The organism is Corynebacterium macclintockiae, from assembly GCF_027570165.1.
GTDB classification, from domain to species: Bacteria; Actinomycetota; Actinomycetes; order Mycobacteriales; family Mycobacteriaceae; genus Corynebacterium; species Corynebacterium macclintockiae.
On the sequence record NZ_JAKMUV010000003.1, the window covers coordinates 179,328 to 192,565 of the forward strand.

Sequence of the window (13,238 nt, forward strand, 5' to 3'; positions counted from 1 at the left end):
CTTGAGCCCGACAAACAACACAGCTTAAAGCGCCGTAACTACCCAAAGCCCTCCGCCAAGAGGAGGGGAAAGGAAGTCCACGTGCTGGACGTCAACTTTTTCGATGAACTTCGCATCGGACTAGCGACCGCTGACGACATCCGTCGATGGTCCCGTGGCGAGGTCAAGAAGCCTGAGACCATTAACTACCGCACCCTGAAGCCGGAGAAGGATGGCCTGTTCTGCGAGCGCATTTTCGGCCCCACCCGCGACTGGGAGTGTGGCTGTGGCAAGTACAAGCGTGTGCGCTACAAGGGCATCATCTGTGAGCGCTGTGGCGTTGAGGTGACCAAGTCCAAGGTTCGCCGTGAGCGCATGGGACACATCGAGCTGGCCGCTCCCGTCACCCACATCTGGTACTTCAAGGGCGTGCCCTCTCGCCTGGGCTACCTGCTGGATCTGGCTCCGAAGGATCTGGAAAAGATCATCTACTTCGCCGCCAACATCATCACCTCCGTCGACGAGGAAGGTCGCCACAACGACCAGTCCACCCTCGAGGCAGAGATGATGCTGGAGAAGAAGGAGGTCGAGCAGGAGCGCGACGCTGAGCTGGCCGACCGCGCCAAGGTGCTTGAAGAGGACCTGGCTGAACTCGAGGCCGCTGGTGCCAAGAACGATGCCAAGAAGAAGGTGCAGAACGCGGCTGACCGCGAGATGCGCCACATCCGCGAGCGCGCCGAGCGCGAAATCGACCGCCTGGACGAGATCTGGAACACCTTCGTCAAGCTGGCACCGAAGCAGATGATTGTGGATGAGAACATCTACAACGAGCTGGTCGACCGCTACGAGGACTACTTCACCGGCGGCATGGGCGCAGAGGCCATCCAGACCCTGATCCGCAGCTTCGACCTCGAGGCTGAGGCTGAGGTGCTGCGCGAGGTCATCCGCGACGGCAAGGGACAGAAGAAGCTGCGTGCACTGAAGCGCCTGAAGGTCGTCGCAGCGTTCCTGCGTTCCGGCAACGACCCGGCCGGCATGGTGCTGGACTGCATTCCGGTGATCCCGCCGGAGCTGCGCCCTATGGTGCAGCTGGACGGTGGCCGCTTCGCGACCTCCGACCTGAACGACCTGTACCGTCGCGTGATTAACCGCAACAACCGCCTGAAGCGCATGCTGGACCTCGGCGCCCCCGAGATCATCGTGAACAACGAGAAGCGCATGCTGCAGGAATCCGTCGACGCGCTGTTCGACAACGGCCGTCGTGGCCGTCCGGTCACCGGCCCGGGCAACCGTCCGCTGAAGTCCCTGTCTGACCTGCTGAAGGGCAAGCAGGGCCGCTTCCGCCAGAACCTGCTGGGTAAGCGCGTGGACTACTCCGGTCGTTCCGTGATTATCGTTGGTCCGCAGCTGAAGCTGCACCAGTGTGGTCTGCCGAAGCTGATGGCCCTGGAGCTGTTCAAGCCGTTCGTGATGAAGCGCCTGGTCGAGAAGTCCTACGCGCAGAACATCAAGTCCGCTAAGCGCATGGTGGAGCGCCAGCGCCCCGAGGTGTGGGACGTGCTGGAAGAGGCCATCGCCGAGCACCCGGTGATGCTGAACCGTGCACCTACGCTGCACCGCCTGGGTATCCAGGCCTTCGAGCCGATCCTGGTCGAGGGTAAGGCTATCCAGCTGCACCCGCTGGCCTGTGAGGCCTTCAACGCGGACTTCGACGGTGACCAGATGGCAGTCCACCTGCCGCTGAGCGCCGAGGCGCAGGCAGAGGCCCGCATCCTGATGCTGGCTTCCAACAACATTCTGTCCCCGGCCTCCGGTAAGCCACTGGCTATGCCGCGTCTGGACATGGTGACCGGCCTGTACTACCTGACCCTGCTGAAGAAGCCGGAAGAGTTCGGCGGTCAGGGTGCCTACACCCCGGCTATCGACGAGGCTCCCGCACAGGGCGTGTACTCCTCCCTGGCCGAGGCCATCATGGCTTACGACCGTGGCGTGCTGGGCCTGCAGGCTCCGATCCGCGTGCGCATCAACCACCTGCGCCCGACCGCGGAGATCGAGGCCGAGCGGTTCCCGGATGGTTGGCAGCGAGGCCAGACCTGGCTGGCGGAGACCACCCTGGGGCGCGTGCTGTTCAACGAGCTGCTGCCGTGGAACTACCCATACGTAGAGGGCGTCATGGCGAAGAAGCCACAGGCTACCGTCATTAACGACCTCGCGGCGAAGTACCCGATGATCACCGTGGCGCAGACGGTGGACAAGCTGAAGGATGCCGGCTTCTACTGGGCTACCCGCTCCGGCGTGACCATCACCATGCACGACGTGCTGGTGCTGCCGAACAAGCAGGAAGTTCTGGATAACTACGAGGCCAAGGCTCGAGTTATCGAGAAGAAGATGGCACGCGGCAAGATCAACGAGGCCGAGCGCTACCAGTCCCTGGTTGACCTGTGGAAGGAAGCTACCGACTTCGTGGGTCAGTCCGTCGAGGATCTGTACCCGGACGACAACCCGATTCCGATGATCGTGAAGTCGGGTGCTGCCGGTAACATGCGTCAGATCTGGACCCTGGCCGGCATGAAGGGCATGGTTACGAACTCCCGCGGTGAGTACATCACCCGCCCGATTAAGACCTCCTTCCGCGAAGGCCTGTCCGTGCTGGAGTACTTCAACAACTCCCACGGTTCCCGTAAGGGCCTGGCCGATACGGCTCTGCGTACCGCTGACTCGGGTTACCTGACCCGTCGTCTGGTCGACGTGGCGCAGGACGTCATCGTGCGCGAGGACGACTGTGGCACCAAGCAGGGTGCCATGATGTCCGTCGCTGTTCCGGTTCTGGATGGCGAGGGCAAGCCGACCGGTAACTACACTCCGGCAGACTTCGTCGAAACGTCTGTTCTGGGGCGTTACCTAGCTAGTGACGCCACCGACTCCGCAGGCACCGTCCTCATCGAAGAGGGCAAGGTCATCGATGAAGCCGGTTTGCAGAAGCTCATCGAAGCTGGCGTGGAGGAAGTCAAGGTCCGCTCCGTGATGACCTGTGCTACCAACACTGGCGTGTGCTCCACCTGCTACGGCCGCTCCATGGCGACCGGCAAGAAGGTGGAAATCGGCGAGGCCGTCGGCATCGTCGCCGCCCAGTCCATTGGTGAGCCGGGTACCCAGCTGACCATGCGTACGTTCCACCTGGGTGGTGTCGGTGGCGACATTACCGGTGGTCTGCCGCGTGTTCAGGAGCTGTTCGAGGCTCGTGTTCCGAAGGCCAAGTCCCCGATCGCTTCGGTGGACGGCAAGGTTCGCATCGAGGACGACGACAACTTCTTCACCCTCACCATCGAGCCGGATGACGGCTCCGATGATGTGGTGTACGAGAAGCTGTCCAAGCGCCAGGGTCTGGCAACGCTGGGCACCGGTGGCGTGGAGCGTCCGATCCGCGATGGCGACCACGTGAAGATGGGACAGCAGTTGCTGAAGGGTGCCGCGGATCCGCACGAGGTTCTGCGCGTGCTCGGCCGCCGTGGCGTGCAGCAGCACCTGATCAACGAGGTCCAGAAGGTCTACCGCGATCAGGGTGTGGCCATCCACGACAAGCACATCGAGATCATCGTGCGCCAGATGCTGCGCCGCGTGACCGTCATCGACTCCGGCTCGACCGAGTTCCTGCCGGGCTCCCTGGTGGATCACGCCGACGCGGTGGCTGCGTCCAAGGAGGCCGTCAAGACCGGTGGCCGTCCGGTGGAGGTTCGCGCCGAGATCATGGGTATCACGAAGGCCTCCCTGGCTACCGAGTCCTGGCTGTCCGCCGCCTCGTTCCAGGAGACCACCCGTGTGCTCACGGACGCTGCCATCAACAAGCGTTCCGACAAGCTGATCGGTCTGAAGGAGAACGTGATCATCGGTAAGCTGATCCCGGCTGGTACGGGTATCTCCCGCTACCGCAACATCACCGTGGAGCCGACCGAGGAGGCTCGCGCAGCGGCGTACTCCCTGCCGTCTTCCTTCGGCGATGGCTTCTACGCCGATGACAACTACGGCGAGTTCACCGGCGCTGCCGTGCCGCTGGACGACATGGATCTGATGTAACCCATTAAGATCCCCGGACTGGCTGCCCTGCGGGTTTGCCAGTTCACCATTTAAGCGGGCGCTTCCCTTCGAACGGGGAGGCGCCCGCTTTTGTGCGTCCTGGCGCGTCGGTGCCCTAAGATGAACTGCATGGGAATCATGTTTCGCAACTCCAAGAACTTCGGGCCATTCCGAGTAAACACCTCTTCTGGTGGAGTCGGCGGCTCCACCCGCCTAGGCCCTGTGCGACTTACTCAGCGCGCCGACGGTCGCCAGACCGTCACCATTCACACGCCGATCCGTGGCCTGAACTTCACCAAGACCTTCGGTCGCAAGCGCCGCTAGTTCCCCAGCGCCCGCTGCTATTTTTCTAGCGCCCGCTTCGTCTTCTTTGTCGCCGTTGCCGCCCACGGATCCTCGGGCCATGGGTGCTTCGGGTAACGCCCGCGCATGTCCTTGCGCACTCCCTGATAGGGGCCATCCCAGAAGCTCCGCAGGTCGTCGGTGACGGCAAGTTCGCGCCCGGCCGGGGACAGTAGGTGGAACAGAACTTTTTGCCCCGCGATCGTGGGGGATTCCGCTAGCCCGAAGCATTCCTGCAGCTTAACGCGCACAATTGGGCGCCCGGTTTCGTAGCTGATCTTCGGCGCCGATCCGCTGGGTACCTCTAACCTCTCCGGAGCCAGTTCGTCCATCCGCCCGGCCTCGGGCCACGGAAGTTGCCGCATGATTGCCTGGTACGCGTCGATGTCGGCGATCCTTTCGCCCGCCACGACCCTCTCGGCTTCGGGCGTGTAATCGCCTGCCGTGAGTTCCGGCCACGGTTCGCCGAGTTGTTCGCGGAGGTAGTCGACTCTTTCCTTTATTCTTGACGCCCCCTCCGTCATCCGTAGCCAACCGAGTCCCTGGGCAGCCAAGGCTGCGACGGCCTGGCTCCTTTCTTCGTCGCCGAGCTCTGTGATTGATACCGGCGTGCTGGATAGTTCGATGGCTCCAAGGTGGCGCGTGCGGCGGGCGCGAAGCTTCCCGTCGGCAATATGCGCGGTGACGTCCTCCCGCACCTGGGCGAGGGGTGGTGTTTCTAGCCGCGCGGCCGCGCGGATCAGGGGAGTGCGACCCAGCTGCACTTCCGCCACTGCCAACCATTCGGAGCCGCCGAGTGAGCGACGCAGCTCCGGAGCCAGCGTGGCACGTGTTCCGGAGGCCAGTAGGTACTCGGCATCCTCGCCACTATTTACAAGCCTCGCGACGCGGTCGGGGTAGGCCGAGGCAACAACCTCGCCGGGAGCCGCCGGGCCTTGATCGTCCACCATGCGCGCGAAGCGACGCACTTCGGAGGCCTGGGGCTTAGCCTCAGCCAGGTCGCCCTGCACATCTGTTGACAGTGCCGCCACTACCTCGGCTGCGGCGGAACCGTGAGCCAGCAAGGCGGCACCCAGGCGCGGGTCGGCGGGAATCCGTGCCAGCTTCTGACCCGTCTCTGTGATTGCGCCGTGCCTATCCAGCGCGCCCATAGCCTGCAACTCCTCGTTGGCATCGGTGAGGGTTGCGGTCGGAGGGGCGTCCAGAAGAGAAATATCTGGCGAACCCCAGGCAGCGAGGGTCAGGGCGGCGGCGACGAGATCCGACGAGAGGATTTCCGGGGTGATGCCGGGCGCGAAGTGGGAATAGTCTGCCGCGGAGTAGGCGCGGTAGACCTGGCCGGGGCCGAGGCGACCCGCGCGACCGGCGCGCTGATCGGCGCTGGCTTTGGAGGTAGAGGTGGTGACCAGCCCCGTCATGCCGCGCGCTTGGTCGCGGCGGGGAGTGCGGGACAGGCCGGCATCGACTACCGCATGTACGCCGGGGACGGTGAGAGAGGACTCTGCGATGGACGTGGCGACGACGATGGGGGAGTTGCCGGCGAGCGCGGCATCCTGTTCGTGGGAGGTCAGACCTCCGTGGAGCGGTACGGAATCGGGGAGGTGGGAGCAGACCCAGTCGATTTCCTTGCGGCCCGGCACGAACACAAGGGTGCGATGGTCGGGATGGCCTGCTTCGCGCTGGCTTGAGTGGGCCTGCAGCGCCAGATCAGCGACGTGGCGGTAGAAGGCAGGGGAACCCTGGGCACGCTCGGGGTGCGGGTGATAGGAGATATCCAGCGGATGGGTGACCGCTGGGGTGGAGGCAACCTGCGCACCCATATAGTCGGCGAGCTTCTGTGTGTCGACGGTGGCGGACATGGCGCAGAGGTAGAGTTCCCCGGCGGGGTCGCCTTCGCGCAGTAGTGCGACTTCCTGGCACATGGCGAGTACGAGGTCGGAATCCAGTTGGCGCTCGTGGACTTCGTCGATGAGGACCGCGCCTATGCCTTCGAGGGCGGGGTCGGCGAGGAGGCGGTTGAGGAGGACTCCTGGGGTGACGAATTCCACGAGGCTGCCGGGGTGGTGTTCGCCGCGGATGCTGTAGCCGACGCGGTCGCCTACGCGGGAGCCGTCGAGGTGGGCGAGACGCCGGGCTGCGGCGCGGACGGCCACGCGACGAGGCGCGGTGACCAGGACTTTCGGCGGAGTAGCCGGGGTGGCTTGGGTGGCTCGGGCGGCTTGGGTGGCTCGGGCGGCTTGGGAGGCCGTGCGCGTTGTGTGCCGCAGAATATTGGAGAGCGCAGGCGGAACGAGGGTTGTTTTACCTGTTCCAGGGGGTGCTTCCACCACCAGTGGGCCGCGTTCTGGGATGCGTGGTAGAAGCTCGGCGGCGGGCAGGCCGTCGCCGATGGTTGTTAGGTCGAAAGGGGGAGGAAACATCGGGATGATTGTAGGTCATCCCGATGCCTCCGCTTTGGTTCTAGTGGAAGAACTTCATCACGCAAGAAATCAGCACTCCCAGAACTCCGGCTCCGAAGAGGGAGAGCCAGAAGGTCTTCTGGGTTTCCTTTGCCTCATCCGACTTGTCGATGCCGAAGATCTTCTGGAAGAAGGAGAGGATGCCTTCCTTGGAAGAGCCACTAGCCGAGGACTCCGGATCCTTCGGGTCCTCCGGCTTTGGATCTTCCGGCTTGGGGTCTTCCGGCTTTGGATCCGCTGGCTTTGGATCCGCTGGCTTGGGGTCTTCCGGCTTTGGATCCGCTGGCTTGGGGTCTTCCGGCTTCGGGTCTTCCGGCTTGGGATCCTCCGGCTTCGGCGCAGCCTTAATGTTGGTTTCATTCAGCTGTACGGCGGTGGTTGTGCACTTCGTGGGAACGACTCCGAAAGATGTATCCATAGTCACCTCAATGATGTCGCTCGGGGCACTGACGGTTACCTTCTGCCCGTCCTTGGAGCGAAGGGAGAATTCGGCTGGCTTCGCAGAGACCGTAATCTCCTTGCTGCTGGTCTTCGACGCCGAAAGGACGTTGCTGACCGTCAGAACACCATTGGACAGAGATACACCTGCCGGGTTACCAACTAGCTCGGCATTTGGGGACACCTGCAGGCGCGCAGTACTGGACGTTGCCTTAACAGAGGAAACGGCGCTGAATGCGAGAGAGGTGATCTTGGACTCGCCAATTGTGACCTTCACCGGGATGTCTGCGCCAGCCTCGGCCTCGTTGGGCATGTCTACCGTGACTGTGCCTGTGGTTCCGGCTTCCTTAGTGCCAATTAGAGGTGCAGTGTAGGAGCACTTTAGGTCTAGATTGTGATTCTTGGCCTCCGCAGCAGCCTGAGGCAGCAGAGAGGGGGCAGCTACGCCGGTAGCGGTGAACAGAAGGGAAACTGCGGCCGCACCAGCAGCGAAACCGCGATTAATACGAAGACTCTTCATCGGGTCATCCTTAAGATCTCGAACAAATACCCAACAGATGTTTCTGTGGCGAAACTAAAATTAACATGAGTATCTTCTGTCCTGTGGGCAAAATGGTCAAGAAAATCTTTTCGGGGAGCGGGTTGGTGTGGACGGTCTTAGTAGTGACGTCCTAGCTCATTTGGTTTCCTGTGTGCACTGCGGTAATCTCACCGGCGTAGATTGTATTGCTCCAATGGCGCGCACCATCAGGTGAACGGCAGAGGGTGCTTAATACAGGGATCTTCGTGCCAAGTGCGCGGAGTGATACAAAACGGTAGCGGCCCCGAAAGAGCCCCCATTTTTTGCTGTTTAAAGGCGTCTATTCGCCCAGTGCGGCAGGTGGGGAGCCAATTCCGGGGTCACGATGTACCGAGACTTCTGCAAGTTTAAAACCCAAAGAAGAAAGTCTATCTATGCCAACTATTCAGCAGCTGGTCCGCAAGGGCCGTCACGATAAGAGCACGAAGGTTGCCACTGCTGCGCTGAAGGGCTCCCCGCAGCGCCGCGGTGTGTGCACCCGTGTGTACACCACTACCCCGAAGAAGCCGAACTCCGCACTGCGTAAGGTCGCCCGTGTTCGCCTGACCTCCGGTATCGAGGTTTCTGCCTACATCCCGGGTGAGGGCCACAACCTGCAGGAGCACTCCATGGTGCTCGTCCGCGGCGGTCGTGTGAAGGACCTCCCGGGTGTTCGTTACAAGATCGTGCGTGGTTCCCTCGACACCCAGGGTGTTAAGGACCGCAAGCAGGCACGTTCCCGCTACGGCGCTAAGAAGGAGAAGTAAACAATGCCACGTAAGGGTCCAGCACCTTCCCGACAGCTAGTCAAGGATCCGGTTTACGGCGACGTTCTCGTCTCCCAGCTGGTTAACAAGGTTCTCCTTGACGGTAAGAAGTCCACCGCAGAGCGCATCGTTTACGGCGCTCTGGAGCAGTGCCGCGAGAAGACCGGCACCGATCCGATCCTCACCCTGAAGAAGGCTCTCGACAACGTTAAGCCGGCTCTTGAGGTTCGTTCCCGCCGTGTTGGTGGCGCTACCTACCAGGTTCCGGTTGAGGTTCGCCCCGGCCGTTCCACCACTCTGGCTCTGCGTTGGCTGGTGACCTTCACCCGTCAGCGTCGTGAGAACACCATGACCGAGCGTCTCGCCAACGAGATCCTGGACGCATCCAACGGTCTGGGTGCATCCGTGAAGCGTCGCGAAGACACTCACAAGATGGCAGAGGCCAACCGCGCCTTCGCCCACTACCGCTGGTAGCAGCGGCCTTATAGCCTCACCGCCCTAACTTCATAAAGGGCAGTGGGGCTATAGTGCTATTGACCGCGTGAGGGCGTCATCTAGAAAAACAACTAGAAAACAACCGACCCCCGACGCGACTTGACGGCGCAAAGCTGGCACAATAGAACGAGTACGTAATCACCTGCGGCTTGCAGGGGCTTTTTAAAGCACTTTTGAACATCAATGTGAACATCATGGAAGCCTCGGCCAAGTCGCTCAACAACGAAATGAGCGGGGTAACCCAGTGGCACTTGAAGCGTTGACCGACCTGAACAAGGTCCGCAACATCGGCATCATGGCGCACATCGATGCTGGTAAGACCACCACCACGGAGCGCATCCTTTTCTACACCGGCATCAACCGTAAGATCGGTGAGACCCACGATGGCGCCTCCACGATGGACTGGATGGAGCAGGAGAAGGAGCGCGGAATTACGATTACTTCCGCCGCGACCACCTGTTTCTGGGAAGGCAACCAGATCAACATCATCGACACCCCGGGTCACGTGGACTTCACCGTTGAGGTGGAGCGCTCCCTGCGTGTTCTGGATGGTGCCGTTGCTGTGTTTGACGCCAAGGAAGGCGTTGAGCCACAGTCCGAGCAGGTCTGGCGCCAGGCAACCAAGTACGACGTTCCGCGTATCTGCTTCGTCAACAAGATGGACAAGCTGGGTGCGGACTTCTACTACACCGTGCAGACCATCATCGACCGCCTGGGTGCAAAGCCACTGGTAATGGCCCTGCCGATCGGTGCAGAGGATGACTTCGACGGCATCGTCGACCTGCTGAACATGCGTGCAGTTACCTGGCGCGGCAAGGTTGAGATCGGCGCGGAGCCGACCTACGAAGAGATCCCGGAGGATCTGAAGGAAAAGGCTGAGGAGTACCGCGAGAAGCTCGTCGAGACCGTTGCTGAGTCCGACGAAGAGCTGATGGAGCGCTACTTCGCTGGTGAAGAGATCACCGTCGACGAGCTGAAGGCACAGATCCGCAAGCTGACCATCAACTCTGAGGTCTACCCGGTTTACTGTGGCTCTGCCTACAAGAACAAGGGCATCCAGCCGATGCTGGACGCTGTGATCGACTTCCTGCCGAACCCGATGGACGTCGGCTCCATCAAGGGCCACGACGCTAAGGACGCCGAGGTTGAGGTTCTGCGCAAGCCGTCCAAGGATGAGCCGTTCTCCGCTCTGGCCTTCAAGGTTGCGGTTCACCCGTTCTTCGGCAAGCTGACCTATGTCCGCGTGTACTCCGGTTCCGTCGAGTCCGGTGCACAGGTCATGAACTCCACCAAGGACAAGAAGGAGCGCATCGGTAAGCTGTTCCAGATGCACTCCAACAAGGAGCAGCCGGTGGATCGCGCATCCGCTGGTCACATCTACGCCTTCATTGGTCTGAAGGACACGACCACTGGCGATACCCTGTGTGACGCTCAGAACCCGGTCATCCTGGAGTCCATGGACTTCCCGGATCCGGTGATCGAGGTGGCCATCGAGCCGAAGACCAAGTCTGACCAGGAGAAGCTGGGTACCGCTATCCAGAAGCTGGCGGAAGAGGATCCGACCTTCACCGTTAAGCTGGACGAGGAGACTGGCCAGACCGTTATCGGCGGTATGGGCGAGCTGCACCTGGACGTTCTGGTTGACCGTATGCGCCGCGAGTTCAAGGTCGAGGCAAACATCGGTAACCCGCAGGTTGCTTACCGCGAGACCATCCGCAAGCCGGTCGAGAAGCTGGAATACACCCACAAGAAGCAGACTGGTGGTTCCGGTCAGTTCGCACGCGTCATCATCGCTGTCGAGCCGTACGAGCCGGAAGAGGGCTCCGATCAGACCTACGAGTTCGTCAACGAGGTCACCGGTGGCCGCGTGCCGAAGGAGTACATCCCGTCTGTCGACGCTGGTATCCAGGACGCTATGCAGTACGGCTACCTGGCCGGCTTCCCGCTGGTGAACATCAAGGCCACCCTGCTGGATGGTGCTTACCACGAGGTCGACTCCTCCGAAATGGCCTTCAAGCTGGCTGGTTCCCAGGCACTGAAGGAAGCTGTTGCTAAGGCAAAGCCGGTTCTGCTGGAGCCGCTGATGGCCGTTGAGGTCATCACCCCTGAGGAGTACATGGGCGACGTCATCGGCGACATTAACTCCCGCCGTGGCCAGGTTTCCTCCATGGATGACCGCGCTGGCGCCAAGGTCGTGAAGGCAAAGGTGCCGCTGTCCGAGATGTTCGGCTACATCGGCGACCTGCGTTCCCGCACCGCCGGTCGTGCGAACTTCTCCATGATCTTCGACTCCTACGGTGAGGTTCCGACCAACGTCGCATCCGACATCATCGCGGAGCGTAACGGCGGTCAGGCCTAATACAGGCAGACCCCTAGCAAGGTTTCTTGTTAGTGACGCCCCTTCGGCGCCCGTCTCTACGGGCGCTGTCTAAAGGGGGAAGGCACGGGCGAGGGGCCTTGCAGGGTAGGGGTCAGCACGGCGTAGGCCTGCGTCAATAAACAAATAGAAAAATAGATTGCTTGCGTGGCCAGGAATGGCTGCAGGTCTGGAAGCTACCCCAATGTTCGTGGGGTTTCAGATCAAGCGTGGCGGTCAATTTTTCTAGATGACTAAAGTGACGTAGGATGCGGTGTGCTGGCCGTTACCCAGTTCGCGTGTAGCGCGACGGGCCTCGAAACACAAAGTCGGGGCAAAGATGTTCGTTACACGGATAATCTGATATTCGGCAAGAAGTAAGAAACTAGCCAGTCGGCGACCCGAAACAGACGGGAAGACAACTGGCTGGCAACAAAAGTTAATGTGGCTGCGAGAGTCGTAGCCACCGAGCAGTCCAGGAGGACACAAAGTGGCGAAGGCTAAGTTCGAGCGTTCCAAGCCGCACGTAAACATCGGCACCATCGGTCACGTCGACCACGGCAAGACCACCACCACTGCCGCGATTACCAAGGTTCTGGCTGACAAGTTCCCAGAGGCCAACAAGTCCTTCGCTTTCGACGCCATCGATAAGGCGCCGGAGGAGAAGGAGCGTGGCATCACGATCAACATCTCCCACGTTGAGTACGAGACCGAGAAGCGCCACTACGCTCACGTTGACGCTCCGGGCCACGCTGACTACATCAAGAACATGATCACCGGTGCTGCTCAGATGGACGGCGCCATCCTGGTTGTTGCTGCAACCGATGGCCCGATGCCGCAGACCCGCGAGCACGTTCTGCTGGCTCGCCAGGTTGGCGTTCCGTACATCCTGGTTGCACTGAACAAGTGCGACATGGTTGACGATGAGGAGCTGCTGGAGCTCGTTGAGATGGAGGTCCGCGAGCTGCTGGCTGAGCAGGACTTCGACGAGGAAGCTCCGGTTGTTCACATCTCCGCACTGAAGGCTCTGGAGGGCGACGAGAAGTGGGCTAACCAGATTCTCGAGCTGATGCAGGCTTGCGACGACTCCATCCCGGATCCGGAGCGCGAGACCGACAAGCCGTTCCTGATGCCGGTTGAGGACATCTTCACCATCACCGGTCGCGGTACCGTTGTTACCGGCCGTGTTGAGCGTGGCGTCCTGAACCTGAACGACGAGGTCGAGATCCTGGGTATCCGCGAGAAGGCTCAGAAGACCACCGTTACCTCCATCGAGATGTTCAACAAGCTGCTGGACACCGCAGAGGCTGGCGACAACGCCGCACTGCTGCTGCGTGGCCTGAAGCGCGAGGACGTTGAGCGTGGCCAGATCATCGCTAAGCCGGGCGAGTACACCCCGCACACCGAGTTCGAGGGCTCCGTCTACGTTCTGTCCAAGGACGAGGGCGGCCGCCACACCCCGTTCTTCGACAACTACCGTCCGCAGTTCTACTTCCGCACCACCGACGTTACCGGTGTTGTGAAGCTGCCGGAGGGCACCGAGATGGTTATGCCGGGCGACAACGTTGACATGTCCGTCACCCTGATCCAGCCGGTTGCTATGGACGAGGGCCTGCGCTTCGCTATCCGTGAGGGTGGCCGCACCGTTGGCGCTGGTCGCGTTACCAAGATCACCAAGTAGTCTCAACTACGCAGCTGATCGCCGCTTAGCGCTTAGGCGATAAACGGTTATAGCCCCGGGTTCCGAAAGGAATCCGGGGCTTTTGCTA

At 61.3% G+C, this 13,238-nt stretch carries 8 protein-coding genes; 6 read left to right on the plus strand and 2 right to left on the minus strand.

Translation table 11 applies throughout. The features are described 5' to 3' along the window. The first annotated feature begins 81 nt into the window (after positions 1 to 81). Together L8U58_RS04295 and L8U58_RS04300 are read left to right on the plus strand one after the other, a co-directional pair. Positions 82 to 4,053 carry a DNA-directed RNA polymerase subunit beta' gene (locus L8U58_RS04295; protein ID WP_043012338.1) on the plus strand — a complete coding sequence of 1,324 codons (3,972 nt, stop codon included), beginning with the start codon at positions 82 to 84 and terminating at the stop codon, positions 4,051 to 4,053. Between the two features lie 129 nt (positions 4,054 to 4,182). Continuing rightward, the gene (locus tag L8U58_RS04300) at positions 4,183 to 4,377 is read left to right on the plus strand and encodes a DUF4236 domain-containing protein (RefSeq protein WP_034972486.1); all 195 of its coding nucleotides are present in this window, start codon (positions 4,183 to 4,185) and stop codon (positions 4,375 to 4,377) included. A 17-nt stretch (positions 4,378 to 4,394) separates the two neighbouring features. Here L8U58_RS04300 and L8U58_RS04305 read toward each other — a convergent pair whose 3' ends face one another. Together L8U58_RS04305 and L8U58_RS04310 are read right to left on the minus strand one after the other, a co-directional pair. Next, positions 4,395 to 6,815: an ATP-dependent RNA helicase gene (locus L8U58_RS04305; RefSeq protein ID WP_269954764.1), complete on the minus strand. Its 2,421-nt coding sequence runs from the start codon at positions 6,813 to 6,815 to the stop codon at positions 4,395 to 4,397. 40 nt (positions 6,816 to 6,855) lie between these two features. Continuing rightward, positions 6,856 to 7,812, minus strand: coding sequence for a hypothetical protein (locus L8U58_RS04310; RefSeq protein ID WP_269954765.1), 957 nt, complete (start codon positions 7,810 to 7,812; stop codon positions 6,856 to 6,858). 434 nt (positions 7,813 to 8,246) lie between these two features. Here L8U58_RS04310 and rpsL point away from each other — a divergent pair, with 434 nt between their 5' ends. From rpsL to tuf, 4 genes are all read left to right on the plus strand, one after another. After that, complete coding sequence (gene rpsL / locus L8U58_RS04315; protein WP_034971062.1) at positions 8,247 to 8,618, plus strand: 30S ribosomal protein S12; 372 nt, start codon at positions 8,247 to 8,249, stop codon at positions 8,616 to 8,618. Between the two features lie 3 nt (positions 8,619 to 8,621). After that, positions 8,622 to 9,092, plus strand: coding sequence for a 30S ribosomal protein S7 (rpsG, locus tag L8U58_RS04320; protein WP_005291999.1), 471 nt, complete (start codon positions 8,622 to 8,624; stop codon positions 9,090 to 9,092). Between the two features lie 265 nt (positions 9,093 to 9,357). After that, on the plus strand, positions 9,358 to 11,472 hold the full coding sequence (gene fusA / locus L8U58_RS04325) for an elongation factor G (RefSeq protein WP_269954766.1): 2,115 nt from the start codon (positions 9,358 to 9,360) through the stop codon (positions 11,470 to 11,472). Between the two features lie 487 nt (positions 11,473 to 11,959). After that, a complete protein-coding gene (gene tuf / locus L8U58_RS04330; protein WP_034971065.1) occupies positions 11,960 to 13,150 on the plus strand; it encodes an elongation factor Tu in 1,191 nt (396 codons plus the stop codon). Positions 13,151 to 13,238 lie beyond the last annotated feature (88 nt).

Bases quoted from the DNA above. Each gene is read 5' to 3' on its own strand.
- L8U58_RS04300 (WP_034972486.1), top strand. From the start codon at position 4,183: ATGGGAATCATGTTTCGCAACTCCAAGAACTTCGGGCCATTCCGAGTA.
- L8U58_RS04310 (WP_269954765.1), bottom strand. From the start codon at position 7,812: ATGAAGAGTCTTCGTATTAATCGCGGTTTCGCTGCTGGTGCGGCCGCA.
- L8U58_RS04305 (WP_269954764.1), bottom strand. From the start codon at position 6,815: ATGTTTCCTCCCCCTTTCGACCTAACAACCATCGGCGACGGCCTGCCC.
- rpsG (WP_005291999.1), top strand. From the start codon at position 8,622: ATGCCACGTAAGGGTCCAGCACCTTCCCGACAGCTAGTCAAGGATCCG.
- rpsL (WP_034971062.1), top strand. From the start codon at position 8,247: ATGCCAACTATTCAGCAGCTGGTCCGCAAGGGCCGTCACGATAAGAGC.